The 24863-nt window shown below is 54.9% G+C and carries 26 protein-coding genes; 22 read left to right on the forward strand and 4 right to left on the reverse strand.

Going from position 1 to position 24863, the window contains the following annotated elements:
• Nucleotides 1-27: 27 nt before the first annotated feature.
• Complete coding sequence (locus SK36_RS18970; RefSeq protein WP_045438764.1) at nt 28-921, reverse strand: diguanylate cyclase regulator RdcB family protein; 894 nt, start codon at nt 919-921, stop codon at nt 28-30.
• Nucleotides 918-3272 carry a clamp-binding protein CrfC gene (gene crfC / locus SK36_RS18975; protein WP_045438762.1) on the reverse strand — a complete coding sequence of 785 codons (2355 nt, stop codon included), beginning with the start codon at nt 3270-3272 and terminating at the stop codon, nt 918-920. Before crfC ends, SK36_RS18970 begins: the two co-directional genes overlap by 4 nt.
• 553 nt (nt 3273-3825) lie before the next feature.
• On the opposite strand from crfC, the gene SK36_RS18980 reads away from it, so the two are divergent.
• From SK36_RS18980 to phnP, 16 genes are all read left to right on the forward strand, one after another.
• Entirely contained in the window at nt 3826-4161 is a 336-nt protein-coding gene (locus SK36_RS18980; protein ID WP_003031835.1) for a zinc ribbon domain-containing protein YjdM, read from the forward strand.
• A gap of 79 nt (nt 4162-4240) precedes the next feature.
• Nucleotides 4241-4687 (forward strand): VOC family metalloprotein YjdN, encoded by a 447-nt coding sequence (gene yjdN, locus SK36_RS18985; protein WP_045438759.1) that lies wholly within the window; start codon nt 4241-4243, stop codon nt 4685-4687.
• Nucleotides 4688-4819: 132 nt separating this feature from the next.
• Entirely contained in the window at nt 4820-5608 is a 789-nt protein-coding gene (phnC, locus tag SK36_RS18990; RefSeq protein WP_048222374.1) for a phosphonate ABC transporter ATP-binding protein, read from the forward strand.
• 65 nt (nt 5609-5673) lie between these two features.
• Nucleotides 5674-6690: a phosphonate ABC transporter substrate-binding protein gene (phnD, locus tag SK36_RS18995; protein ID WP_045438745.1), complete on the forward strand. Its 1017-nt coding sequence runs from the start codon at nt 5674-5676 to the stop codon at nt 6688-6690.
• 95 nt (nt 6691-6785) lie between these two features.
• On the forward strand, nt 6786-7565 hold the full coding sequence (gene phnE, locus SK36_RS19000) for a phosphonate ABC transporter, permease protein PhnE (RefSeq protein ID WP_045438742.1): 780 nt from the start codon (nt 6786-6788) through the stop codon (nt 7563-7565).
• Nucleotides 7566-7585: 20 nt separating this feature from the next.
• Nucleotides 7586-8311, forward strand: coding sequence for a phosphonate metabolism transcriptional regulator PhnF (gene phnF / locus SK36_RS19005; RefSeq protein ID WP_045438740.1), 726 nt, complete (start codon nt 7586-7588; stop codon nt 8309-8311).
• 4 nt (nt 8312-8315) lie between these two features.
• Nucleotides 8316-8768 carry a phosphonate C-P lyase system protein PhnG gene (phnG, locus tag SK36_RS19010; protein WP_045438737.1) on the forward strand — a complete coding sequence of 151 codons (453 nt, stop codon included), beginning with the start codon at nt 8316-8318 and terminating at the stop codon, nt 8766-8768.
• Entirely contained in the window at nt 8765-9349 is a 585-nt protein-coding gene (gene phnH / locus SK36_RS19015; protein ID WP_045438734.1) for a phosphonate C-P lyase system protein PhnH, read from the forward strand. The genes phnG and phnH overlap by 4 nt, the downstream gene beginning before the upstream one ends.
• Nucleotides 9349-10416 carry a carbon-phosphorus lyase complex subunit gene (locus SK36_RS19020; RefSeq protein WP_048222378.1) on the forward strand — a complete coding sequence of 356 codons (1068 nt, stop codon included), beginning with the start codon at nt 9349-9351 and terminating at the stop codon, nt 10414-10416. The genes phnH and SK36_RS19020 overlap by 1 nt, the downstream gene beginning before the upstream one ends.
• Nucleotides 10417-10462: 46 nt before the next feature.
• A complete protein-coding gene (gene phnJ / locus SK36_RS19025) occupies nt 10463-11254 on the forward strand; it encodes an alpha-D-ribose 1-methylphosphonate 5-phosphate C-P-lyase PhnJ (RefSeq protein WP_231593097.1) in 792 nt (263 codons plus the stop codon).
• On the forward strand, nt 11251-12009 hold the full coding sequence (phnK, locus tag SK36_RS19030) for a phosphonate C-P lyase system protein PhnK (RefSeq protein WP_048222381.1): 759 nt from the start codon (nt 11251-11253) through the stop codon (nt 12007-12009). Before phnJ ends, phnK begins: the two co-directional genes overlap by 4 nt.
• A gap of 9 nt (nt 12010-12018) precedes the next feature.
• Complete coding sequence (gene phnL / locus SK36_RS19035) at nt 12019-12699, forward strand: phosphonate C-P lyase system protein PhnL (RefSeq protein WP_045438722.1); 681 nt, start codon at nt 12019-12021, stop codon at nt 12697-12699.
• Nucleotides 12696-13832 carry an alpha-D-ribose 1-methylphosphonate 5-triphosphate diphosphatase gene (phnM, locus tag SK36_RS19040; RefSeq protein ID WP_045438720.1) on the forward strand — a complete coding sequence of 379 codons (1137 nt, stop codon included), beginning with the start codon at nt 12696-12698 and terminating at the stop codon, nt 13830-13832. Before phnL ends, phnM begins: the two co-directional genes overlap by 4 nt.
• Nucleotides 13833-13834: 2 nt before the next feature.
• Nucleotides 13835-14389, forward strand: a complete 555-nt coding sequence (gene phnN / locus SK36_RS19045; protein WP_048222384.1) for a ribose 1,5-bisphosphokinase — start codon at nt 13835-13837, stop codon at nt 14387-14389.
• The gene (gene phnO, locus SK36_RS19050) at nt 14376-14810 is read left to right on the forward strand and encodes an aminoalkylphosphonate N-acetyltransferase (RefSeq protein ID WP_048222386.1); all 435 of its coding nucleotides are present in this window, start codon (nt 14376-14378) and stop codon (nt 14808-14810) included. Before phnN ends, phnO begins: the two co-directional genes overlap by 14 nt.
• An 8-nt stretch (nt 14811-14818) precedes the next feature.
• Complete coding sequence (phnP, locus tag SK36_RS19055) at nt 14819-15577, forward strand: phosphonate metabolism protein PhnP (RefSeq protein ID WP_045438706.1); 759 nt, start codon at nt 14819-14821, stop codon at nt 15575-15577.
• Between the two features lie 304 nt (nt 15578-15881).
• On the opposite strand, the gene yjdP is transcribed toward phnP, so the two are convergent.
• Both yjdP and SK36_RS19065 read right to left on the reverse strand, forming a co-directional pair.
• Entirely contained in the window at nt 15882-16211 is a 330-nt protein-coding gene (gene yjdP, locus SK36_RS19060) for a DDRRRQL repeat protein YjdP (protein WP_048222388.1), read from the reverse strand.
• Between the two features lie 69 nt (nt 16212-16280).
• Nucleotides 16281-18545, reverse strand: coding sequence for a hybrid sensor histidine kinase/response regulator (locus SK36_RS19065; protein ID WP_048222391.1), 2265 nt, complete (start codon nt 18543-18545; stop codon nt 16281-16283).
• A gap of 114 nt (nt 18546-18659) precedes the next feature.
• Here SK36_RS19065 and SK36_RS19070 point away from each other — a divergent pair, with 114 nt between their 5' ends.
• The 6 genes from SK36_RS19070 to SK36_RS19095 all read left to right on the forward strand — a co-directional run bounded on the left by SK36_RS19070 (nt 18660) and on the right by SK36_RS19095 (nt 24815).
• Complete coding sequence (locus SK36_RS19070; protein ID WP_048222394.1) at nt 18660-20183, forward strand: sugar ABC transporter ATP-binding protein; 1524 nt, start codon at nt 18660-18662, stop codon at nt 20181-20183.
• A complete protein-coding gene (locus SK36_RS19075) occupies nt 20176-21171 on the forward strand; it encodes an ABC transporter permease subunit (RefSeq protein WP_045438694.1) in 996 nt (331 codons plus the stop codon). The genes SK36_RS19070 and SK36_RS19075 overlap by 8 nt, the downstream gene beginning before the upstream one ends.
• 73 nt (nt 21172-21244) lie before the next feature.
• Complete coding sequence (locus SK36_RS19080) at nt 21245-22186, forward strand: ABC transporter substrate-binding protein (RefSeq protein WP_045438690.1); 942 nt, start codon at nt 21245-21247, stop codon at nt 22184-22186.
• A 69-nt stretch (nt 22187-22255) separates the two neighbouring features.
• Complete coding sequence (locus SK36_RS19085) at nt 22256-22939, forward strand: D-lyxose/D-mannose isomerase (protein ID WP_048222399.1); 684 nt, start codon at nt 22256-22258, stop codon at nt 22937-22939.
• 14 nt (nt 22940-22953) lie between these two features.
• Nucleotides 22954-23814 (forward strand): ketose 1,6-bisphosphate aldolase, encoded by an 861-nt coding sequence (locus SK36_RS19090; protein ID WP_045438681.1) that lies wholly within the window; start codon nt 22954-22956, stop codon nt 23812-23814.
• The gene (locus SK36_RS19095) at nt 23811-24815 is read left to right on the forward strand and encodes a carbohydrate kinase family protein (protein WP_136345598.1); all 1005 of its coding nucleotides are present in this window, start codon (nt 23811-23813) and stop codon (nt 24813-24815) included. The genes SK36_RS19090 and SK36_RS19095 overlap by 4 nt, the downstream gene beginning before the upstream one ends.
• Nucleotides 24816-24863 lie beyond the last annotated feature (48 nt).

A 24863-nucleotide genomic window follows, 5' to 3' on the forward strand; every position in this document is an offset into this window, starting at 1 on the left:
TTGCCCCAACGTACTCACCGTCCCCTCTCAACCCATGAGAGAGGACGGTGCAAAAATCTCTTCAACCATCGCATCAACTAACCGCTTTGCCGAACACAGCCTCGGCATTCCCAACGCCACATTTTGCCAACGCTGCGTTACCGACCAGCTCACCGGATGCCGCTCTGCATCACACCAGTCACCAAGCCAGCTCAGCATATCGTTGTGTTCACTTGATCCGCCGACAGCAGGTGTACTGAGCCATTGGTGATAATAATGACGCGTAGTAGGTGCAGCATTTACGCTATGTGCCAGCGCCTGGGTAGCCATCGTGCGCAGATTGTCTTTTAGCATCGATACCACATCGGCATTCCCCAGCCGACAGGCATCTCCAAAGGCTCCCCAACGTAGCTCCTCCAGCGCGATGAAGCAGCGCCCCGGCAATGACCAGCCGTCATAAGCGCCAGCACGCCAGCGAGTAAAAATTTGTTCGCTATGTTCACCTGCCTGGACAGTCAGCCCTCGTTGGACAAGCGCCTTCTTTTTATAAGCGCTGCGTTGTGTAAACCAGTCGGAGAGTGCGCTTATCTGCAGCATTACGCCCTGGGTGGCCTGACCGCGCGGATTTTCCATTTGATGCATAAACAACAGTCGTTCAGCAATACGCATCAGCGCCAGATGCCCCGGATCGATCATTCCCGCCAGTTTCTCCACCAGCTTAAGACGCATAACCAGGTGCTCGCTGGACACTCCCGCCATAACCCACGCCCGAAGCTGAGTCTGGGATAACACTTCTTGCGTCAGGCGCGCGCGCAGTCGCTTCTGCTGTTGCAGAAAACCGCCGGAACGTTTGGTTTCATCTCCCTGAACCAGATCGACCATAAACTTCGGGTAGACACACTCCAGCGTCCGCCCTGGGCCTTCCAGTAACACGTTAGTCATGTATGCTCTACTGCAAAAAGGGTGTGAATATCGTCACGTAGCAAGCGAGAATCTTCATAAATCCATGCCGCAGTCGCAATACGATGCTGTAATTGCTCACTCAGGGCATTCACTGCAGATTCATTTTGCTGACGCAGGGCCAAACTCTCACGCAGGCTCGCCTGTAATTGCGTCAGGCTCAGTGAAAAATCGGCAAAAAACGTTGCCATACCTGCCGTAACGGAAATATCGACCTGCGCCACTAAAGCTTTACGGATTTGTTGGCAAAACAGGGTGACGTACTGCACCAGGCTCTTGTGCAGTACGCTCATATCAATCAGGTAACGCGTTTTGGTTTCAACGTAATCATTCCATCCCCAGTTTGGCTGGTTCAGCCAGCGGGAGAAGGTGTCCCGCACGCCTCCCACCGTGGAGGTGGTATTTTCCGACGGCATATCCTGTTCAATGGCTTCGTTAAACAACTGGCGAGTATTGAAGTTGAACATCGCCGCATGAAATGCCGGAAAACGGATCCGCGCACGAAATCCGGTATGGCTCAGTTCCTCTTTCACCCGCAGCTCAATTGGCCTCATAGCCTCGTTTAACGTCCGCGACAGCGTCGACTCCAGTTGCTCAAAACGCAACGCCAAATCGCGACTGATATTCTCCTGCGCTGCCAGCAGGACGACTTCACAGGACGACCGAATTTTATCTAATACAATCTTCGCTTGCCCTTCGTCATGCAGCACCAGCATTTCACCCGCCATTTCCGCCGCTGCAATGGACGCTCCCATACCGTGTTGTGAGATCCTCAACACGTTTTCTTTTGCAAAGAACGCATTAATTCTAAAAAGAATATCGGCTTGCTGTTGATTGAGAAACGCCGTGGCAGATTCCAGTGCCAGCTCAACCTCGTGGTTAACTTCATCACTCACCCGCTCCTGGCTCACCTGAAGCTGCTGCATATCTTCTTCAATATGGCTGACATTCAGCTGCAGCTTTTCATACGCTACTGTTAAGCCGTGATAGCGAAACTCCAGGTATTCATGCGCGCTTTGCGCATAGTTCAATAACTTATGTGACGCAGAGCGTAGTGCATAGAGCGAAGCATTAGCGTAGGCAGCATGGATCAATTTTTGAATCGGCTGCTCAAACAATGAATCTTCCCAAAGCAAATCGGCGGCATGCCTAATATGCTCCGTATCATCAAGATCGGTGGTTCGCCAGCGCCTGCCGAGCGCCGCTTCGGCAAAATCCTGTACCCAGCGTTGTTTATGGTGATCCGGCAACCGCCCGTTAGTCGTCAACTCATGACGCGCCCTGTTCGCCAGATATCCCCACATTGAAGAAACCGGATAAATACGTTCAGGTGTAATAGCGCCTTTCATCAAGGTACCGGAAATCAACGCCCGCACCTGCTCTTCATCATCACTATTGCGGTCTTTCTGATCGAATTTATTCACCAGAGCGTACAACGGCACCGACTTTCCAACCGCTGTAATGGCCTGACGGACTTCCTCATCCGAAATAGATTTCAGTTGGGTATAATCCATCACCGCCAGCACCGCTGAAGCCCGAGCCAGCTGTTCATTAAGCATCTTTTGTAAGTGCGGCTGCCCCGCCTCATTTGGCCCCGGCGTATCCAGCAGGGTCAATTGCCCCGGATAGCTCGCCAGCCCGGCCAAATGCACAAACTCAACTTCAATAACCGGAATATGCTCAATCGCGGCGTAAGCGGAAAAAGGAAAATCGACCTCCAGCGCTTTTGACAGACGCACAAGATCGTTCAGACTTTTGAGACAGTGGAAAATAGGTTCTGCGCCAAGATAATACCGTTCAAATGCCACGCCGGTTTCAATACGCTGAAGCAGGGCATTCATATCCTTATCAATTTCCAGCGTCTGAGTCAGAAGCTGGCGATCGCACTCCCGCACGCGCTGCTGTAATAAATTCATCAAGGCATCAATCGGTGCAACATGAGAAAAATGCAGCACCGGCTCTTTCTGACCTGGCGTATGGCGGATAAGCGTCGGCAGCGCCGTCATCGGGCGATTACGATTAGGCAGAACCTCCGTACCCACAATCGCGTTTATTGTCGTCGATTTACCCGCCTTCATGGTGCCGACAATAGCCAGCACCATCTCCAGACGCGTTATCTTTCGCAGCTCATTGTTGAGCGTTGCCTGCTGGACATCCATGCCACGCGCACTGAAATGCAGGGGCTGTACCTGTCCGCTATGCTCTCCTTCTTTCTGCGTGACGTTATCCAACGATGTCGCGGGCAATTTTTGTAATTGCTTGAGATGTTCCTGAGAGAGCATCAGCAAGCGTTCAGCTTCCTGACTTAATTCATATATTGTCTGTGTGTACATGGAAAATTTTTCCTTAACGCAAATAGCAGTGCTTTTATTTAGCCAAATCGTTTTATTTATAGACTTTCGGCTTTTATAATTACGTGTGGAAATAATTAAAAATCAAAACAACCAATTGATATTTTTAATATAGAATTCAATGTATAACCGTTGGCCTGAGGCCTCTCACTTACTGTATTAAGTAAGAAAGATAAAGAGAGTAGTTCAGTTTTAAAAAATGCCAGCTTAATTCCCCTACCTAAATTAAGGGGTCGTGAAGCATTCACATACAATGGCTAAGTGATACTGAAAGTCGTGTGACCTATGAATATCAGGTGGTTTGCCTCACCTTATCTTAAATAACAAAGCGTAGCAATTTCCCTTAAAAAATATTCAGTCCGGATTTCAGGTACTGGAAAGCAAAGGAATTGTGGTGTTTAACTGCAGCCTGCCATTTTTCTTAATCGGACAGTAGTCCCGACAAAAGCAGGGATTTTATGTATAATTGCGGCCTTTTTCGGCAATCTGCCATTTTTGGGCGCTTTTGCCCCTGCTGACTTTTGAGGAAATCTACATGTCATTACCACACTGCCCACAATGCAACTCCGAATACACTTACGAAGATAACGGCATGTTCATTTGCCCGGAATGCGCCCACGAATGGAACGATGCTGAACCGGCTCAGGACAGCGACGAACTGATCGTGAAAGACGCTAACGGCAACCTGCTGGCCGACGGCGACAGCGTTACCGTCGTGAAAGATCTGAAGGTAAAAGGTAGCTCTTCAATGCTGAAGATTGGGACCAAAGTGAAAAACATCCGTCTGGTTGAAGGCGACCACAACATTGATTGCAAGATCGATGGATTTGGCCCAATGAAACTGAAATCCGAGTTCGTGAAAAAGAACTAATGATTATGCCCGGTGGCGCTTCGCTTACCGGGCTTACGCTAACTACACTTAACTGGCTTCTTTTACTGAGGTAAAAATTATGCCATTAAGTCCCTACATCTCTTTTGCCGGCAATTGCGCCGACGCCATCGCATACTACCAACAGACATTGGGCGCAGAGCTGCTCTACAAAATCAACTTTGGTGAAATGCCCAAATCGGCACAGGACAGCGAAGAGGGTTGCCCTTCAGGTATGAAATTCCCCGATACTGCAATAGCCCACGCTAATCTGCGTATCGCGGGCAGCGATATCATGATGAGTGATGCTGTTTCATCAGGAAACGCACATTATTCCGGTTTCACGCTGGTTCTTGATACGCAACATGTCGACGAAGGGAAGCGCTGGTTTGACAAACTTGCCGCCAAAGGCCAAATCGAAATGGACTGGCAGGAAACCTTCTGGGCGCACGGATTCGGTAAAGTCACCGATCAATACGGTGTGCCATGGATGATTAACGTCGTGAAGCAACCGCAGCCAACCGAGTAACCTGACGGGAGGCTCGCCCTCCCGTACTGTCATCAAATCTCGCTCAACTCTTCATCGCCAGGTAACCTTCCTTTAACGAAAATGTCACATTAATCCGCCACGATGGGGCCACTTTTTTAGGGAGGCCGCATCATGCAAACGATTATTCGCGTCGAAAAACTCTCCAAATCCTTCAATCAACATCAGGCGCTAAACGCGGTTGATCTCAATATCGGTGCCGGTGAGATGGTCGCTCTGCTTGGGCCGTCTGGCTCCGGCAAATCCACCCTTTTACGCCATTTAAGCGGTTTGATTACTGGTGATAAATCACCAGGCAGTCGCGTCGAACTGTTAGGTCGCACCGTACAGCGTGAAGGCCGGCTGGCGCGCGACATTCGCAAAAGCCGCGCTCACACCGGCTACATCTTCCAGCAGTTCAATCTGGTGAACCGTCTGACCGTGCTGGAGAACGTGCTGATTGGTGCGCTCGGCAGCACACCGTTCTGGCGCACTTGTTTTAGCTGGTTTACGTCAGAACAGAAACAACGTGCGTTACAGGCGCTAACCCGCGTTGGCATGGCGCACTTTGCATATCAGCGCGTTTCCACGCTTTCAGGCGGGCAGCAGCAACGCGTCGCCATCGCCCGCGCGCTGATGCAGCAGGCAAAAGTGATCCTCGCCGATGAGCCGATTGCCTCGCTGGACCCGGAATCTGCGCGCATCGTGATGGACACCCTGCGCGACATTAACCAGACCGACGGCATCACCGTGGTTGTCACGCTGCATCAGGTGGATTACGCCCTGCGTTACTGCGAACGCATTGTCGCACTGCGTCAGGGGAACGTCTTCTTTGATGGCAGCAGCCAGCACTTCGATAACGATCGATTTGATCATCTCTACCGCAGCATGAACCGCGTCGAACAGAACGCGCAGGCTGCTTAATTGGACTGAAAAGACCAGGCTGACAAGTGAAATAGCCTGGAACAATGACTCGTTGAGGAAAAAACATGAGCTATAAGGCCGTTGCCGCGCTGGCGTTCACCAGCATGTTCAGCATCAGTACCTTGTTAAGCCCGGCGCATGCCGAAGAGCAGGAAAAAGCGCTGAACTTTGGCATTATTTCGACTGAATCACAGCAAAACCTGAAGCCACAGTGGGAACCGTTCCTGAAGGACATGGAAAAATCACTGGGCGTAAAAGTGAACGCCTTCTTTGCCCCGGACTATGCCGGGATCATCCAGGGAATGCGTTTTAACAAAGTCGATATCGCCTGGTACGGCAACCTCTCCGCCATGGAAGCGGTGGACCGCGCCAACGGACAGGTCTTTGCACAGACCGTTGCCGCAGATGGATCGCCGGGTTACTGGAGCGTGCTGATCGTTAACAAAGACAGCCCGATCAACAACCTGAACGAACTGATCGCCAAACGCAAAGATCTGACTTTCGGCAACGGCGATCCTAACTCCACTTCAGGCTTCCTTGTTCCTGGTTACTACGTCTTCGCCAAAAACAATATTTCTGCCAGCGACTTCAAACGCACGGTTAACGCCGGGCACGAAACTAACGCCCTGGCGGTCGCCAACAAGCAGGTGGATGTGGCAACCAACAACACCGAAAACCTCGACAAACTGAAAACCTCCGCGCCAGACAAACTAAAAGAACTGAAGGTGATCTGGAAGTCACCGCTGATCCCGGGCGATCCGATCGTCTGGCGTAAGAACCTCTCCGAAAACACCAAGGACAAGGTGTACGACTTCTTTATGAACTACGGCAAAACACCAGAAGAGAAAGCCACTCTGGAACGTCTGGGCTGGGCGCCATTCCGCGCCTCCAGCGATCTGCAACTGGTGCCGATTCGTCAGTTGGCGTTGTTTAAAGAGATGCAGGGCGTGAAGGACAACAAAGGGCTGAATGCAGAAGAGAAAACCAGCAAAACCTCAGCGCTGAAAGCACAGCTCGACGACCTCGACCGCCTGACTGCTGCACTGGGTGCGATGACCAGCGTCACCAAAGCGGTGCAGTAACGGATTGCCCGGTGGCGCGATGCTTACCGGGCCTACGAACGTAGGCCGGATCAGGCAAAGCTGCCATCCGGCAATACAGAATAACGGAGCCAAATATGCAAACCATCACCGTCGCCCCACCCAAGCGCAGCTGGTTCTCGCTACTGAGCTGGGCCATCCTTCTCGCCGTGCTGGTTGTCTCGTGGAAAGGTGCCGAAATGGCCCCGCTCACGCTGATCGAGGATTCCGGCAATATGGCGACTTTCGCCGCCGACTTCTTCCCGCCGGACTTCAGCCAGTGGCGGGACTATTTGGGCGAAATGGCCGTCACTCTGCAAATCGCCGTCTGGGGTACCGCCCTCGCTGTTGTTTTATCGATTCCTTTTGGCCTGATGTGCGCCGATAACCTCGTGCCGTGGTGGATTTACCAGCCGATGCGAAGGGCGATGGACGCCTGTCGCGCCATCAACGAAATGGTCTTCGCCATGCTGTTTGTCGTCGCCGTCGGCCTGGGTCCGTTTGCAGGCGTCATGGCGCTGTTCATCCATACCACCGGGGTGCTCTCCAAGCTGCTTTCCGAAGCAGTAGAAGCCATTGAACCCGGTCCGGTAGAAGGGATTCGCGCTACCGGTGCTAACAAGATTGAAGAGATCCTCTACGGCGTTCTGCCGCAGGTCATGCCGCTACTCATCTCCTACTCGCTGTACCGTTTTGAGTCCAACGTCCGCTCCGCCACGGTGGTTGGGATGGTCGGCGCAGGCGGGATCGGCGTAACGCTATGGGAGGCGATTCGCGGCTTTCAGTTCCAGCAAACCTGCGCCCTGATGGTGTTAATCATCGTCACCGTCAGCCTGCTGGATTTCCTCTCCCAGCGTTTACGTAAGCACTTTATCTGATTAGCGAGGCATTGATTGCTATGCACTTGTCTACACATCCGACCAGTTATCCGACGCGTTATCAGGAGATTGCCGCGAGACTTGAGCAGGAGCTTCGTCAACATTATCGCTGCGGCGACTACCTTCCCGCGGAGCATCAGCTTGCCGCGCGCTACGAGGTGAACCGCCATACATTGCGCCGTGCCATCGACCAACTGGTTGAACGCGGCTGGGTGCAGCGTCGTCAGGGCGTGGGCGTACTGGTGCTGATGCGCCCGTTCGATTACCCACTCAATGCTCAGGCGCGCTTCAGCCAGAACCTGCTGGACCAGGGTAGCCACCCTACCAGCGAAAAACTGCTGGCGGTGCTGCGCCCGGCGTCCAGCCACATTGCCGACGCATTGAGCGTCAAAGAGGGCGACAACGTCATTCATCTGCGCACCCTGCGCCGGGTGAACGGTATCGCTCTGTGTCAGATTGACCACTACTTTTCCGACCTCACCCTCTGGCCGCTGTTGCAGGGCTTTAACAGCGGCTCATTGCACGACTATCTGCGCGAGCAATCTGGTCTGACATTACAGCGCACGCAGACGCGTATCAGCGCCCGCCGCGCGCAGGCCAAAGAGAGCAAGATACTGGAAATCCCCAACATGGCGCCGCTGCTGTGCGTGCGTACCCTGAACCACCGTGATGGCGAAGAGCATGCAGCGGAATACTCCGTCAGCCTGACCCGCGCCGACATGATCGAATTCACCATGGAGCACTGACTGAATGCACGTCGATATCGCCACCCGCCAGCACTGGATGCGCGTGCTGGCTTACAGCAACGCTGAAACCCTGAATGCGCGTCTGCAGGCACTGAAGCTGACGCCGGAATATGAACTGATCCGCGCACCAGAAACCGGACTGATGCAGATTCAGGCCCGTATGGGCGGCACCGGCAACCGTTTCTTTGCTGGCGACACCACGCTCACCCGCGCAGTAGTACGCCTTAAAAGCGGCACGCTGGGCTACAGCTATCTGCTCGGACGTAATAAACACCATGCTGAGCAGTGCGCCGTCATTGACGCGCTGCTCCAGGAACAGACGCATTTCCAGAGCCTAATGGAAACCCTTATTACCCCGCTGGAAGCGGAACGCGATGCACTGATTAGCGCTCGCCGTGCCGAAGTTAACGCCAGCCGGGTCGACTTCTTCACGCTGGTACGCGGAGATAACGCATGACCTTACAAACAGCCTTTAACCTACCCGTCCAGGACGCGCAACAAAGCTTTCGTCGTCTGCTGAAAGCAATGAGCGAACCGGGGGTGATTGTCGCCTTGCATCAACTGAAACACGGCTGGCAGCCGCTGAATCTCGCGACCACCAGCGTGTTACTGACACTGGTCGATGGCGACACACCGGTCTGGCTGGCACCTTCCATGAATAATGACATTGCCAGCCAGAACCTGCGTTTTCACACTAACGCGTCGCTGGTGGATCAGCCACAACTGGCGGCATTTGCCGTTGCCGACGAACGCATCAGCAGCGAACAACTAAACGCACTCTCCTCCGGCTCCGCCGTTGCGCCAGAGACCAGTGCCACCCTGATTGTGCAGGTCGCAGGTTTAAGCGGTGGCCGAATGCTGCGCCTGACGGGTGCGGGCATTGCAGAAGAACGGATGATTGCGCCACAACTGCCTGAATGCATTATTCATGAACTCACCGAACGCCCGCACCCGTTCCCGTTGGGAGTCGATCTGATCCTGACCTGCGGCGAGCGGTTGCTGGCTATTCCGCGAACCACCCATGTGGAGGTGTGCTGATGTACGTCGCCGTCAAAGGGGGTGAAAAGGCGATAGCCAACGCCCACGCACTGCAAGAAAACCGACGCCGGGGCGATGATGACATTGCCGAACTGAGCGTGACGCAAATCGAACAGCAGATGAACCTGGCGGTCGATCGCGTGATGACTGAGGGCGGGATTGCTGACCGTGAACTGGCCGCGCTGGCACTGAAACAAGCCAGTGGTGATAACGTCGAAGCCATCTTTCTGCTGCGCGCCTACCGCACAACGCTGGCAAAGCTGGCGGTGAGCGAGCCGCTAAACAGTGCAGAGATGCGCCTGGAACGCCGTATCTCCGCCGTCTACAAGGACATTCCCGGTGGACAGCTGTTAGGCCCTACTTACGACTACACCCACCGCCTGCTGGATTTTACCCTGCTGGCCAATGGCGAAACGCCGCCACTGCGAACCGCTGATAGCGCACAGGAGGCCTCCCCACACGTCTTCTCTCTGCTGGCAAACCAGGGACTGGCAAAGCGTGAAGAAGATAACGGGGCAACGCCCGATGACATCACCCGCACACCGCCAGTTTACCCCTGCTCACGCGCCTCACGCCTGCAACAGCTAATGCGTGGTGATGAAGGTTATCTGCTGGCACTCGCCTACTCCACTCAACGCGGTTACGGGCGTAACCATCCGTTTGCGGCAGAGATCCGCAGCGGCTATGTGGAACTGGAAACTGTACCGGAAGAGCTGGGATTTGCGGTCAATGTCGGCGAACTGTTGATGACCGAATGCGAAATGGTCAACGGTTTTGTCGCGCCAGAGAACGAAGCGCCCCATTTTACCCGCGGTTACGGGCTGGTGTTCGGCATGAGTGAACGTAAAGCGATGGCAATGGCACTGGTGGACAGAGCCCTACAGGCACCCGAATACGATGAAACGGTCACGGGACCCGCGCAGGACGAAGAGTTCGTGCTGGCGCATGCGGATAATGTCGAGGCGGCGGGTTTTGTTTCGCACCTCAAGCTCCCCCATTACGTCGATTTCCAGGCCGAGCTGGAACTGCTCAAACGTCTGCAACAGGAGGCCTCTCGTGACCACTAACCTCTCCGGTTACAACTTTGCTTATCTTGATGAGCAGACCAAACGCATGATCCGCCGCGCCATTTTGAAAGCGGTCGCCATTCCCGGCTATCAGGTGCCGTTCGGCGGCCGTGAAATGCCGATGCCCTACGGCTGGGGAACTGGTGGTATTCAACTGACTGCCAGCGTGATTGGCGAGCCGGATGTGCTGAAGGTGATTGACCAGGGTGCAGATGACACTACCAACGCCGTGTCGATCCGCAACTTCTTCAAACGCATTACTGGGGTAAATACCACTGAGCGAACAGAAGACGCCACGCTGATCCAGACTCGTCATCGGATCCCGGAAACACCCCTGACTGAAGATCAGATCCTGATCTTTCAGGTACCGATCCCGGAGCCGCTGCGCTTTATCGAACCTCGCGAAACGGAAACCCGCACCATGCACGCGCTGGAAGAGTACGGCGTGATGCAGGTGAAGCTGTATGAAGATATCGCCCGCTTCGGCCATATCGCCACCACTTATGCCTATCCGGTGAAGGTTAACGGGCGCTACGTGATGGACCCATCACCCATTCCAAAATTCGACAACCCGAAGATGGATATGATGCCAGCCCTGCAACTGTTTGGCGCAGGCCGTGAAAAACGGATCTACGCCGTTCCGCCCTATACCAGGGTGGAAAGCCTCGATTTTGACGATCACCCGTTCACGGTGCAGAGCTGGGATGAGCCCTGCGCCATCTGCGGTTCAACCCACAGTTATCTCGACGAAGTGGTGCTCGATGACACCGGCAAACGGATGTTTGTCTGCTCCGACACCGATTACTGCCGCCAACAGAGTGAGGCTCTCAGCAAATGACGCAACCGCTGCTTTCGGTCAACAACCTGACCCACCTCTACGCGCCGGGCAAGGGCTTCAGCGATGTCTCTTTCGACCTGTGGCCTGGCGAAGTGCTGGGCATCGTCGGCGAGTCCGGCTCCGGCAAAACTACGCTGCTGAAATCGATCTCCTCACGTCTGACGCCGCAGAGCGGTGAGATTTTGTATCAGAACCATTCGCTGTACGGCATGAGTGAAGCCGACCGCCGGCGCCTGCTGCGTACCGAATGGGGCGTGGTGCATCAGCATCCGATGGACGGTCTGCGCCGCCAGGTTTCGGCGGGTGGCAATATCGGCGAACGCCTGATGGCTACCGGCGCGCGCCATTATGGTGACATCCGAGCCACCGCGATGCGCTGGCTGGAGGAGGTCGAGATCCCCGCCTCACGTATTGACGACCTGCCGACCACCTTTTCCGGCGGCATGCAGCAACGTTTACAGATCGCCCGTAACCTCGTCACCCATCCCAAACTGGTGTTTATGGATGAACCCACCGGCGGGCTGGACGTCTCGGTACAGGCCAAACTGCTGGACCTGCTACGCGGCCTGGTGGTGGAACTGGATCTGGCTGTGGTGATTGTCACCCATGATTTAGGCGTGGCGCGTCTGCTGGCAGACCGTTTGCTGGTGATGAAGCAAGGTCAGGTGGTGGAAAGTGGATTAACTGACCGCGTGCTCGATGATCCACATCACCCCTATACCCAACTGCTGGTGTCGTCCGTACTGCAGAATTAAGAGGCCAACATGATTCGCGTTGAAAATGTCAGTAAGACTTTTGTACTCCACCAGCAAAACGGTGTACGTCTGCCGGTGCTGCAAAACGCCACTCTGGAAGTTAAAAACGGGGAATGCGTGGTACTGCACGGCCATTCCGGTAGCGGAAAATCAACGCTGCTGCGCTCGCTGTACGCCAACTATCTGCCGGATGAAGGGCACATCCACATTCGCCACAGTGATGAATGGGTGGATCTGGTGCAGGCTCCGGCACGCAAAGTACTGGAAGTCCGTCGCGCAACCATCGGCTGGGTGAGCCAGTTTCTGCGTGTGATCCCAAGGATTTCCGCGCTGGATGTCGTAATGCAGCCTCTGCTTGATCTGGGGGTTTCTCGCGAGGAATGCGCTGCCAAAGCGGCGAATCTGCTCACTCGCCTGAATGTCCCGGAGCGACTGTGGCATCTTGCACCGTCGACGTTTTCCGGCGGTGAACAGCAGCGCGTCAACATTGCTCGCGGGTTTATCGTTGATTACCCCATTCTGCTGCTCGATGAGCCCACTGCCTCACTGGATGCCAAAAACAGCGCTGCCGTCGTCGCACTGATTGAAGAAGCGAAAGCCCGCGGCGCGGCAATTGTCGGCATTTTTCACGATCAAACCGTGCGCGACCGCGTAGCGGATCGCCTGCACCTGATGGGAACAACAGCATGATTATCAACAATGTAAAGCTGGTGCTGGAAAATGAAGTGGTGCAGGGATCGCTGGAAATACAGGACGGGGTTATCCGCGCTGTTGCCGAAGGCCAGAGCCGTCTTCCGCAAGCGCTGGACGGTGAAGGCGGTTGGCTGTTGCCGGGACTGATCGAACTGCATACCGATAATCTGGATAAATTCTTCACCCCCCGCCCGAAGGTGGACTGGCCCGCCCATTCGGCAATGAGCAGCCACGACGCGCTGATGGTCGCCAGTGGTATCACGACCGTGCTGGATGCGGTAGCGATTGGCGATGTGCGTGACGGCGGCGACCGCCTGGAAAATCTGGAAAAGATGATCAACGCCGTGGAAGAAACTCAGAAGCGTGGGGTCAATCGCGCTGAACACCGCCTGCATTTGCGCTGTGAGTTGCCGCATCACACCACCCTGCCGCTGTTTGAAAAGCTGGTCGGTCGCGAACCGGTAACTCTGGTTTCGCTGATGGACCACTCGCCGGGTCAGCGTCAATTTGCCAACCGCGAGAAGTACCGCGAGTATTATCAGGGCAAATATTCACTCACCGATGCGCAGATGGCCCTTTATGAAGAGGAACAAGTGGCACTGGCGGCACGCTGGTCGCAGCCCAACCGCTCAGCCATTGCGCAGATGTGCCGCGAACGTCAGATTGCGCTGGCAAGCCACGATGACGCGACGCATGAACATGTGCTGGAATCGCATCAGCTTGGCAGCGTTATTGCCGAATTTCCCACCACGTTTGAGGCCGCAGAAGCCTCACGCCAGCATGGTATGAATGTGCTGATGGGAGCGCCAAACATCGTGCGCGGTGGTTCCCACTCAGGCAACGTGGCGGCACATAAGCTGGCAGAATTAGGCCTGCTGGATATCCTCTCTTCTGATTACTACCCCGCCAGCCTGCTCGATGCTGCCTTTCGTGTTGCCGATGACGAAGCCAACCGCTTTACGCTATCGCAGGCAATCCGGCTGGTCACCCGCAACCCGGCACAAGCGCTGAATCTCAACGATCGTGGCGTTATTGCTGAAGGTAAGCGTGCGGATCTGGTGCTGGCACACCGTAAGGGCGATCACATCCATATCGATCACGTCTGGCGTCAGGGGAAAAGGGTGTTCTGACTATGGGAAAACTGATCTGGTTGATGGGGCCATCCGGCTCAGGTAAGGACAGTTTGCTGGCGGCACTCCGCCAGCAGGAACATACGCAGTTACTGGTGGCGCACCGCTACATTACCCGAGCCGCTAACGCCGGGAATGAAAATCATATCGCCCTCAGTGAACAAGAGTTTTTTACCCGCGCCGGGCAGAATCTGCTGGCGCTGAGCTGGCATGCCAACGGCCTATACTACGGCGTGGGCGTGGAGATCGACCTCTGGCTGCACGCCGGTTTCGATGTCGTCGTCAACGGATCGCGCGCCCATCTGGCACAGGTGCAAACGCGCTATGGCACCTCGCTTTTGCCCATTTGCTTACAAGTTTCTCCTGAGATTTTGCGCCAGCGCCTGCAGATGCGCGGGCGGGAGAGCGCAATGGAAATCGCCGCCCGCCTCGAACGCGCAGCACGCTACACGCCGTTTGACTGCCATGTCCTCAATAACGATGGAAGTTTGCTACAGTCAGTCGATACATTGCTCACACTGATGGGACGCAAGGAGAAGAAACATGTCTGTCTGTGAATTACGCCGCGCCACGCTGTACGATGTTGATTCGGTTTACGCGCTTATTTGCGAACTAAAGCAGGGCAAATTTGACCACCAGGCATTTAGCGCCGGGTATGCCGCAAATCTGCAGGACCACAATATGCGCTACCAACTGGCGCTATTGGACGGACAAGTCGTCGGGATGATTGGTCTGCACTTACAGTTTCACCTGCACCACGCCAACTGGATCGGTGAAATTCAGGAATTAGTTGTAATGCCACAGGCGCGAGGGCTAAAAGTAGGCAGTCAACTGCTGGCCTGGGCTGAAGCGACAGCACGTGAGGCTGGCGCAGAAATGACCGAGCTTTCCACCAGTGTTCAACGCCACGACGCACACCGTTTTTATCTGCGTGAAGGCTATGTACAAAGCCATTACCGCTTCACCAAGCCGTTGTAGGGAGAGCTATGAGTCTGACCATCACGCTGACGGGAACGGGCGGTGCCCAGTTAGTACCGGTTTTTGGCTGCGACTGTGCAGCCTGCCAACGGGCACGTATACAGACACAATACCGTCGTCGCCCCTGTAGCGGGGTGGTCAGGTTCAATGATTCGGTGACGCTGCTGGACGCGGGGATCCCACACCTGATGGATGACTGGCCCGCAGGCAGTTTCCGGCAATTTCTGCTCACCCATTACCATATGGATCATGTACAGGGGCTGTTTACGCTGCGCTGGGGTGTAGGCAAGACCATCCCGGTGTACGGACCGCCGGATAAACAGGGCTGTGACGATCTGTTTAAGCATCCCGGCATTCTCGATTTTAGCCATACGGTCGAACCGTTTGTGGTCTTTGATCTCCAGGGCTTACAGGTTACTCCATTGCCGCTTAACCACTCAAAACTGACGTTTGGTTATCTGCTGGAAACCGCGCACAGTCGCCTGGCGTGGCTCTCCGACACCGCCGGACTACCTGACAAGACGCTGAAATTCCTGATCAACAATCAACCTCAGGCAATCGTCATCGATTGTAGCCATGCCCCGCGCACCGAACCGCCGCGTAATCATTGCGATCTCAACACCGTAATGGCACTCAATGAGCTGATTCGCTGCCCGAGGGTGATCCTGACTCACATCAGCCACCAGTTCGACGCATGGATGATGGAAAATCCATTACCAAAAGGGATTGAGGCCGGATATGACGGGATGGAGATTGTGCTGGATTAGCCCACTTCACGCGCGCTTCACACTCCAGGCCTATGCTCCCTGCACATTGTTCAATTTGAAGGGAATCGCATGACCCGAACACGACGTATCATCCACCACGCCAGTTGGTTCACGCTGCTGGGGCCGTTTATCGGCATGCTGTTAACCATTATCGGTCTGATGTGCATAACGTCTGATTCAGCCATGCGCCTGCTGGCCGACATTCTGCACATGTTTTCGCTGTTTATTACGCTGACATGGATAATCGGTGCGATTCCCGCGCTACTGACGGGAATCATCGTCGCGAAAAAAGGTGAATGGGGCGTTAACGATCGTAGTCCTCTTCCATTCTACGCTCTTCATCTTCAAGCTGACGCCGTTCCTGATCGAGCTGACGCTGGCGGTCGTCTAACTGACGACGACGGTCTTCAAACTGGCGACGGCGGTTATCATACTGCCTGCGACGATCGTCGCTCATCTGGCGCTGCCAGCTTTCATCACGAGAATCGTCGTAATCCCGATTATTTTCAGGTTTATAGGCATCGCTGACGGCACGTTGAATATTGCCGATGGCGTCATCGATAATATCCGCCTGTGCCGAAATGGTGGTCAGCATCAGCAGACTGAATAAAAAGAGTGTCGTGGAGCGTTTCATAAAACCAGCCCTGAAGAGAAACTCGCTCCACGGTAATCAAAGCACTGTCACACAAGTAGCGGAGGATTCTCAATTCCGTGGGTGGCGTAGCACCTGCGCCAGTTCGCTACGGGTAAAAGGTTTACGCAATAATGCTACGTCAGGTAGCGCTGGGTTGTGCGCCGGGCGTAAATCCTGGCCGCTGATCAGCAGGATGGTCAACTGCGGATAATGCTTCAGCGCGTGGTTAACCACATCCACCCCGCTTAAGCCACCAGGTAACATTAAGTCACTGATAAGAATATCAATCTCAGATGACGACGCCAGCATATGCATCGCCTGTTCGCCGTTGGACGCCTCCAGCGTCAGATAGCCCAGCAGGTGTAGCTGCTCGCACAACGTCTGGCGCACGTCGGCCTCATCTTCGAGTACCAGAACCAGTTTTTCGCCGCGGGTTGTGGCGTGTTCCGTTATCGGTTCCACCTGAATCTGCACCGGCACAATCGCGCGAGGAAGCTGTAACCTGACGGTGGTTCCCTGCCCTGGCGCGCTTTCAATCTCGACGCGACCGCCGGACTGGCGCACAAATCCGTATACCATCGACAACCCCAGCCCGCTGCCGCTGCCGGTCTGTTTGGTAGTGAAAAACGGTTCAAAGACCTGTGCTTTGATCTCCTGCGACATGCCGCTACCCTGGTCGGCAACCTCCAGCATCACCATGTCCTGCCTGCGTCCATCGCTGCGCGTCACCCGCTGATTCCAGCTGCGAATTTTAATCGTGCCCGCCTGCCCTTCCATCGCATCACGGGCGTTCATGACCAGATTAATGATGGCATTTTCCAGTTGGCTGACGTCAATCCACGCCGGCCAGGCGGGCGTCTGGGCTTCAATCTCCAGTGTCAGCGTGGCGGGTAACGAGTGGCGCATCAACTCACCCAGATTCTCCAGCAACGTTTTCAGCTCTACCGCATGCGGATGCAAAGATTGTTTAAGCGAAAAGGCTAATAGCCGTTGGGTGAGTAGTGCGCCGCGCTCCGCCGCTTTGAGCGCCCGGTTGATACGCGGCGCATCGGGAGAATCCGGATTAACCAGATCCAGACTGCCGATAATCACCGCCAGCAGGTTATTGAAATCATGCGCTAACCCGCCGGTCAGTTGCCCCACCGCCTTCAGCTTTTGGCTGTGCAACAGTGCTTCTTCAAGGCCCTGACGTTCGGTTCGATCGATTTCCATTTGCGTGGTTTTTTCTTTCAGCAACCGGGTGGTGTGCTCAAGCGAAGCCGTGTTACGCGCAAAAACGCTAAAAGCACGCGCCAGCTCTCCCAGCTCATCGCGCCGTTGCAGGGCTGGAACACTAACGTCTGATTCGCCATGCGCCAGCCGGGTCATCGCACGCGAGATAGCCGTCAGGTTGGAGCCAAGATTACGGTAGATATACCAGCCGGCAAAACCCGTGATCACCACCGCCAGCAGCGCAAAGATCATGATAAACAGCACGCCGGACTGCAATTCATGATGGCTCTGTGCCACCCGCTGTTCAGAGATAATCGCCACCTGTGAGACATACTGGTTGATATCACTGTTGAGGATCGCTACCAGCGCTTTGATATGAAACATATACCAGTTGATCGCCAGATCGCTCTGTTCCAGCGCTGACGAAAGCGGTTCAAGCTTATGTAGCTCCTGATTGAAGTCGTTGAGAATACGGTTAATCAACAGGTTGGCATTGTGCAGTGGCAACGCAGGCATTACATCGTCCAGCTGTTTGATCACCGATCGCGGCGTTGGCGTTTCGATAGCGGCGACGATCAAGCGATCCATTTGCCCCAGCAGCACGTCATCCTGCCCATCGGTGAGTTTTTGCAGATGGCGTAAGTAACTTTGATTCTGGTACAGCGAACTGAGCAATGCGTTACGTTCCAGATGTCGTAACTGACCGCGCTGTAACATGCCTTCCACACTGCTTTGCAACTCATTGCTGCGTTGGATAATTCGTCCAACCAACTCCGGTTCCTGCTGTGCCAGCGGTGCGCTGGCCAGTTGTTCCAGCGAATGTTTCAGCGCCCGCTGGGTCTCCTGTAACCGCTCCGCTTCACCTTTGTATTCCAGCGCCCCCACCACTTGCGAGAGCCGCACCGCCGCCGTTGCCACGTTTGCTGTATCGCGCGCCAGATTCATGCTACCGGTCATATCGTCTACGGTTTGCTGTTGCACCTGTTCCTGAATCTGACTGGCATGCTGAAAACCCAGCACCGCAACGCCACTCACCATCAGCGTGACCGCGACCACCAGCAGGTTAAAGAACAGCAGTCGCCCACGCGCACTGGCGAAAAAGTGACGTCCGGGTTGCGGCATATCACGCTCCATGAAGAAAAATCGCAATATGACAAATATGAACGGCTTCTGACATTTTGCATTTACATTCCTGTGATGGACTGCTGATATCGGCCCCCCCGCAGGAGATCCGTTATGAGCAAGACACCGGTTCTGGAAATGCGCAATATTGCCAAAGCATTTGGCAAATTTTATGCGCTGAAAGGGGTCGATTTGACGGTCTGGCCCGGTGAGATCCACGCGCTGATGGGCGAAAACGGCGCGGGAAAAAGCACCCTGATGAAGATCCTTGCTGGCGCCTATACCGCCACCAGTGGTGAGATCCTGATTGACGGTCAGCCTTTTCATATTCGTGGGCCAAAGGATGCGCTTAGTGCAGGCATTACGTTGATTTATCAGGAGATGCAGCTCGCACCGAATCTTACAGTAGCGGAAAATATCTTCCTCGGCAGCGAGCTGTCGCGTGGTGGCCTGGTCCAGCGTAAAGAGATGGTGATGCAGGCGCAAAAGGTCATCGACCGGCTTGGCGCGCAGTTTAAGGCCAGCGATCGCGTGATGACGCTCACTATCGCCGAACAGCAGCAGGTGGAAATCGCCCGCGCTCTGCACCGTAACAGCCGCATCCTGGTAATGGATGAACCCACCGCCGCACTCTCCTCCCGTGAAACCCACCGCCTGTTTGAGCTGATCATGCGTCTGCGTGATGAAGGCATGGCGATTATCTACATCAGCCACCGTATGGCAGAAGTCTACGAACTGTCGGATCGCGTCAGCGTATTACGCGACGGGCAGTACGTCGGCAGTTTGACCCGCGACAAGCTCAACGCCTCCGAACTGGTACGTATGATGGTGGGCCGCCCTTTAAGCGATCTGTTCAACAAAGAACGCGATATCCCATTAGGCAAAGCGCGTCTGAATGTCCATCACCTGACTGATGGCAACAAAGTCCAGCCATGCAGTTTACTGGTACGTTCCGGGGAGATCGTTGGCCTGGCTGGGCTGGTCGGAGCCGGGCGTTCCGAACTGGCGCAACTCATATTTGGCGTACGTAAAGCGATCAGCGGCATGATTGAAGTGGACGGTGAGCCGGTGGTGATCCACTCCCCGCGCGAAGCCATTGACCACGGTATCGGTTTTCTTACCGAAAATCGCAAAGAACAGGGGCTGTTTTTAGAGCTGGCGGCGGCAGAGAACATCACCATGGCAACCCTGGAACGTGATGCAAACTGGGGCATGCTCAACCGCAAAAAGGCACAGACCATTTCTGATGACGCCATCCAGTTGCTCAATATCCGCGTCCCACATGCTCAGGTTCGCGCAGGCGGTCTGTCTGGCGGTAACCAGCAAAAATTACTGATCTCACGCTGGGTAGCGATTGGCCCACGCATTTTGATCCTTGATGAACCGACCCGTGGTGTGGACGTCGGAGCAAAAAGCGAGATCTACCGGATCATGAACGATATGGCGCGCAAAGGCGTGGCGATCCTGATGATCTCCAGCGAACTGCCGGAAGTCGTCGGCATGAGCGATCGGGTGTATGTGATGCGCGAAGGCAGTATTGCCGGAGAGCTGAACGGACAAAGCATTACTCAGGAAAACATTATGACGCTGGCGACCGGCGTGAACGACTCCCATCATCAGGCGGTGCACCATGACTAATCCAACCACTCCCCAGCAGGTGGCAAAATCGGCCTCCGCAAAAAAAATGCTGATGAGCGATCTGATGCAAACGGTCGGCATTTTACCCATTTTGATCCTGATTGTGGCGGTATTTGGTTTTATCGCCCCCAACTTTTTTACTGAGAGCAACCTGCTCAATATTACCCGTCAGGCATCGATTAACATCGTACTGGCTGCCGGAATGACCTTCATCATTCTGACCGGCGGGATCGATCTCTCCGTGGGCTCCATTCTTGGTACTACCGCAGTCGCGGCGATGGTCGTTTCTCTTATTCCTGAACTGTCCATGCTGTCGATTCCGGCTGCGCTGATGCTCGGTCTGGTTCTGGGGTTGTTTAACGGCGCACTGGTCGCCTTTGCCGGATTGCCACCGTTTATCGTTACGCTTGGGACCTACACGGCACTACGCGGTGCGGCCTATCTGCTGGCAGACGGGACGACAGTAATTAACTCCAACATTAGCTTTGAGTGGATCGGCAACAACTATCTCGGGCCGATTCCGTGGCTGGTGGTGATTGCCCTGGCGGTGATTGTCGTGTGTTGGTTTATTCTGCGCCGCACCACACTGGGCGTTCATATCTACGCAGTCGGCGGCAACATGCAGGCGGCACGGTTAACCGGCATCAAAGTGTGGCTGGTGCTGCTGTTCGTCTACGGCATGAGCGGTCTGCTTTCGGGTCTTGGCGGGGTGATGAGCGCCTCACGACTGTACAGCGCCAACGGCAACTTAGGCATGGGCTATGAGCTGGACGCCATCGCGGCGGTGATCCTCGGCGGCACCAGTTTTGTCGGCGGAATTGGCACCATCACCGGCACGCTGGTTGGGGCGCTTATTATCGCGACGCTCAATAACGGAATGACGCTGATGGGCGTTTCCTATTTCTGGCAACTGGTGATCAAAGGGGCGGTGATCATCATAGCGGTGCTAATCGACAAATACCGTACCCGACACCATCAAAGTGCATAAGCCAACTTGCCGGATGGCGGCGCAATTGCCTTATCCGGCTTATAACAACAATACCCTACGTGAGGAAACGAGTATGCGTTTGAAGCCATTAGTGACTGCGCTCTGTGCTGGCGCACTGCTTGCTGCTACGCCTTATGTGCAGGCAAAAGAACTGAAATCAATCGGCGTAACGGTGGGCGATCTTGCCAACCCGTTCTTCGTACAGATAACCAAAGGTGCGGAGCTGGAAGCGCGCAAACTGGCGGGTGATGGTGTCAAAGTAACGCTGGTTTCCAGCGGCTACGATCTGGGGCAGCAGGTGTCTCAGATCGACAACTTTATTGCCGCCAAAGTTGACATGATTATTCTTAACGCTGCCGATTCCAAAGGCATCGGACCGGCGGTCAAGCGGGCAAAAGATGCGGGGATCGTCGTGGTCGCTGTTGACGTGGCGGCTGAAGGTGCAGATGCGACCATCACCTCCGATAACACCCAGGCAGGTGAAATGGCCTGTAAGTACATCACCGATCGCCTGAAAGGCAAAGGCAACGTCGTGATCATCAACGGGCCTCCGGTTTCCGCGGTACAGAACCGCGTGGAAGGCTGCCAGACCGAATTCAAACGCCACCCGGACATCAAGGTGCTTTCACATAACCAGAACGCCAAAGGCAGCCGTGAAGGTGGACTGGAGATCATGACTGCATTGCTGGCGGCCAATCCGAAGATCGACGGCGTATTCGCGATTAACGATCCCACGGCGATCGGCGCCGATCTGGCAGCAAAACAGGCGCAACGCAGTGAATTCTTTATTGTTGGTGTTGACGGATCTCCGGACGGAGAAGAAGCACTGAAGCGTGAGAATTCACTGTTTGTGGCGACCCCGGCACAAGATCCGCAAGTGATGGCTGCCAAGGCGGTAGAAATCGGCTATGACATATTACAGGGGAAACCCGCGCCGAAAGAGCCTGTGCTGATCCCGGTGACGATGATCGATAAAAACAACGTCGGTAGCTATAAGGGTTGGACGGTGAAATAACCCCCCACCACGACACTGCCGGATGGCGGCATCAATGCCCTGTCCGGCGTTATAAGGAGAATGCTGCCCATGAAACGCTCCGCAATAAACGAAATTCTCGGCCACACACGCCAGTTTTTTTCCCTGCACGATGTGCATCTCCCGCCTTTTGCCAACTTTCCGCCAACCCAATGGCGCAAACTCGATGCCTCCGCATGGAGCGAAGTCTTTGACCTCAAACTCGGCTGGGATGTCACTGCATTCGGTGGCAACAACTTCGCCGCACTGGGATTAACGCTGTTCACCCTACGTAATGGCTCGCCGAAAGGCATGCCTTATGAGAAATGCTACGCCGAAAAAATCATGCATGTCCGTGATGCACAGGTCACCCCAATGCACTTTCACTGGCGCAAGCGCGAAGACATTATCAATCGCGGCGGCGGCAATTTGATTGTTGAACTGTGGAACGCCGATATTCGCGAGCAAACAGAAGCGAGCAACGTCAGCGTGGTCATTGACGGTTGTCGGCAAATCCACTCCGCTGGCAGCCAGTTACGCCTGACTCCAGGGGAAAGCATCTGCCTGACACCCGGTCTGTATCACAGCTTTTGGGCTGAGGAAGGTTTCGGCGACGTACTGGTTGGCGAAGTGTCTTCTGTTAATGACGACGACCATGACAATCACTTTCTGCTGCCGATCGCCCGTTATAACGACATTGAAGAAGATGAACCGGCGCAGTTGGTGCTGTGTAACGAGTATCGCCTGTTCCGTTAACCAAGGAGCGTATTATGCCGTTGATTTCTCTTGCCGATGGCCTCGCCCATGCTCGCGAGCACCGCTATGCCTTAGGGGCTTTTAACGTCCTCGATTCACACTTTCTGCGCGCGCTGTTTGCCGCAGCCAAACAGGAACGTTCACCGTTTATTATCAACATTGCCGAAGTCCACTTTAAATATGTCTCGCTGGATTCGCTGGTCGAAGCGGTGAAATTTGAAGCCGCACGGCATGATATCCCTGTGGTGCTTAACCTTGACCACGGTCTGCACTTTGAGTCAGTCGTCCGGGCACTGCGATTAGGATTCAGTTCAGTAATGTTCGATGGTTCAACGCTGGATTACGAAGAAAACATCCGTCAGACCCGCGAAGTGGTGAAGATGTGTCACGCCGTCGGCGTTTCGGTGGAAGCGGAACTGGGTGCGGTGGGCGGTGATGAAGGCGGTGCGCTGTACGGTCATGCCGACGAATCATTATTTACCGATCCCATGCTGGCACGCGATTTCGTCGACAGAACCGGTATTGACGCGCTGGCAGTTGCTATTGGCAATGCGCACGGCAAGTACAAAGGCGAGCCAAAACTCGACTTCCCGCGTCTGGACGCCATTCGCCAGCAGGCAGCGATCCCGTTGGTACTGCATGGGGGTTCAGGCATCAGTGATGATGACTTCCGCCGCGCGATCGAACTGGGGATTCATAAAATCAACTTTTATACCGGCATGTCACAGGCGGCACTGGCTGCAGTAGAGTCGCGCATGGCCAATCGTCAGCCGCTGTACGATGAATTTGCCGAGCTGTTATTAGGTATTGAAGAGGCCATCACCGATACCGTTTCCGAACAGATGCGCATCTTTGGCAGCGCGGGGCAGGTCTGATGGAACGCCGGGGCATTATCGCCGCGGGCAACATGCTGGTCGATCATGTACATCAGATCGTGCAATGGCCGGAGCGCGGCTGGCTGGCTGAAATAACCCGTAGCGAACGCGCAACGGGCGGTGCGCCGTTAAACGTGCTGCTCACGCTGGCGAAAATGCACACGGGTTTGCCGCTGCAGGCGGTGGGATTGATCGGCCAAGACAGCGACGGGGACTACATCATGGCGATGCTCGAGCAGTATCACGTTAATCGCCAGCACGTACAGCGCACCACCTCAGCCCCTACCTCGATGTCTCAGGTGATGACCGACCCAGGCGGCCAGCGTACTTTTTTCCACTCTCCCGGCGCGAACCGGCTACTGGATTTGCCCGCATTTGGCGCACTTGATACGTCGATGAAAATTTTCCATCTGGGTTATCTGCTGCTGCTCGACAGTCTGGACATGCCAGACGAAGAGTTCGGCACGCGCAGTGCACGATTGTTGGCACAAATGCGTGAGAATGGATTTGAAACATCGCTGGATCTGGTGTCTCGCAAGGGTGATCCACGCTATCAACCACTGGTAATGCCCGCGCTGCGTCATCTGGATTATCTTGTCATCAACGAGCTGGAGGCCGGAGAATTCAGCGGTCTGGAGATCCGCCAGCCCAACGGTGAGTTACATATCCCCCATATCGCCAGCGCCGCGCGTGAACTCCTGGACGCAGGCGTGCGCCAGCGAGTGGTGATCCACTGCCCGGAAGGCGCCTGGGGAGAAACGCCGGATCAGGATGGCGTCTGGATACCGTCACAGTATCTGGCACAGGAGGAGATCGTGGGCAGCGTCGGCGCGGGGGATGCGTTTTGCGCGGGTTTTCTGTACGGCTGCCACGAACGCTGGTCGCTGACGGATAGCGTCAGACTGGCGCACGCCTGTGCACGGGCAAGCTTGCTGTGCGCCAACGCGATTGACGGTGCAAAAACGCTGGAAGAGTTAAAAGCCGGAATGGCTGACGCCTGATGGCGCGACGCTTATCAGGCCTACGGGAAACGTGTAGGCCTGGATGAT

The organism is Citrobacter sp. MGH106, from assembly GCF_001037495.1.
GTDB lineage: Bacteria > Pseudomonadota > Gammaproteobacteria > Enterobacterales > Enterobacteriaceae > Citrobacter > Citrobacter murliniae.

Bases quoted from the DNA above. Each gene is read 5' to 3' on its own strand.
- SK36_RS18970 (WP_045438764.1), bottom strand. From the start codon at position 921: ATGACTAACGTGTTACTGGAAGGCCCAGGGCGGACGCTGGAGTGTGTC.
- crfC (WP_045438762.1), bottom strand. From the start codon at position 3,272: ATGTACACACAGACAATATATGAATTAAGTCAGGAAGCTGAACGCTTG.
- SK36_RS18980 (WP_003031835.1), top strand. From the start codon at position 3,826: ATGTCATTACCACACTGCCCACAATGCAACTCCGAATACACTTACGAA.
- yjdN (WP_045438759.1), top strand. From the start codon at position 4,241: ATGCCATTAAGTCCCTACATCTCTTTTGCCGGCAATTGCGCCGACGCC.
- phnC (WP_048222374.1), top strand. From the start codon at position 4,820: ATGCAAACGATTATTCGCGTCGAAAAACTCTCCAAATCCTTCAATCAA.
- phnD (WP_045438745.1), top strand. From the start codon at position 5,674: ATGAGCTATAAGGCCGTTGCCGCGCTGGCGTTCACCAGCATGTTCAGC.
- phnE (WP_045438742.1), top strand. From the start codon at position 6,786: ATGCAAACCATCACCGTCGCCCCACCCAAGCGCAGCTGGTTCTCGCTA.
- phnF (WP_045438740.1), top strand. From the start codon at position 7,586: ATGCACTTGTCTACACATCCGACCAGTTATCCGACGCGTTATCAGGAG.
- phnG (WP_045438737.1), top strand. From the start codon at position 8,316: ATGCACGTCGATATCGCCACCCGCCAGCACTGGATGCGCGTGCTGGCT.
- phnH (WP_045438734.1), top strand. From the start codon at position 8,765: ATGACCTTACAAACAGCCTTTAACCTACCCGTCCAGGACGCGCAACAA.
- SK36_RS19020 (WP_048222378.1), top strand. From the start codon at position 9,349: ATGTACGTCGCCGTCAAAGGGGGTGAAAAGGCGATAGCCAACGCCCAC.
- phnJ (WP_231593097.1), top strand. From the start codon at position 10,463: ATGATCCGCCGCGCCATTTTGAAAGCGGTCGCCATTCCCGGCTATCAG.
- phnK (WP_048222381.1), top strand. From the start codon at position 11,251: ATGACGCAACCGCTGCTTTCGGTCAACAACCTGACCCACCTCTACGCG.
- phnL (WP_045438722.1), top strand. From the start codon at position 12,019: ATGATTCGCGTTGAAAATGTCAGTAAGACTTTTGTACTCCACCAGCAA.
- phnM (WP_045438720.1), top strand. From the start codon at position 12,696: ATGATTATCAACAATGTAAAGCTGGTGCTGGAAAATGAAGTGGTGCAG.
- phnN (WP_048222384.1), top strand. From the start codon at position 13,835: ATGGGAAAACTGATCTGGTTGATGGGGCCATCCGGCTCAGGTAAGGAC.
- phnO (WP_048222386.1), top strand. From the start codon at position 14,376: ATGTCTGTCTGTGAATTACGCCGCGCCACGCTGTACGATGTTGATTCG.
- phnP (WP_045438706.1), top strand. From the start codon at position 14,819: ATGAGTCTGACCATCACGCTGACGGGAACGGGCGGTGCCCAGTTAGTA.
- yjdP (WP_048222388.1), bottom strand. From the start codon at position 16,211: ATGAAACGCTCCACGACACTCTTTTTATTCAGTCTGCTGATGCTGACC.
- SK36_RS19065 (WP_048222391.1), bottom strand. From the start codon at position 18,545: ATGCCGCAACCCGGACGTCACTTTTTCGCCAGTGCGCGTGGGCGACTG.
- SK36_RS19070 (WP_048222394.1), top strand. From the start codon at position 18,660: ATGAGCAAGACACCGGTTCTGGAAATGCGCAATATTGCCAAAGCATTT.
- SK36_RS19075 (WP_045438694.1), top strand. From the start codon at position 20,176: ATGACTAATCCAACCACTCCCCAGCAGGTGGCAAAATCGGCCTCCGCA.
- SK36_RS19080 (WP_045438690.1), top strand. From the start codon at position 21,245: ATGCGTTTGAAGCCATTAGTGACTGCGCTCTGTGCTGGCGCACTGCTT.
- SK36_RS19085 (WP_048222399.1), top strand. From the start codon at position 22,256: ATGAAACGCTCCGCAATAAACGAAATTCTCGGCCACACACGCCAGTTT.
- SK36_RS19090 (WP_045438681.1), top strand. From the start codon at position 22,954: ATGCCGTTGATTTCTCTTGCCGATGGCCTCGCCCATGCTCGCGAGCAC.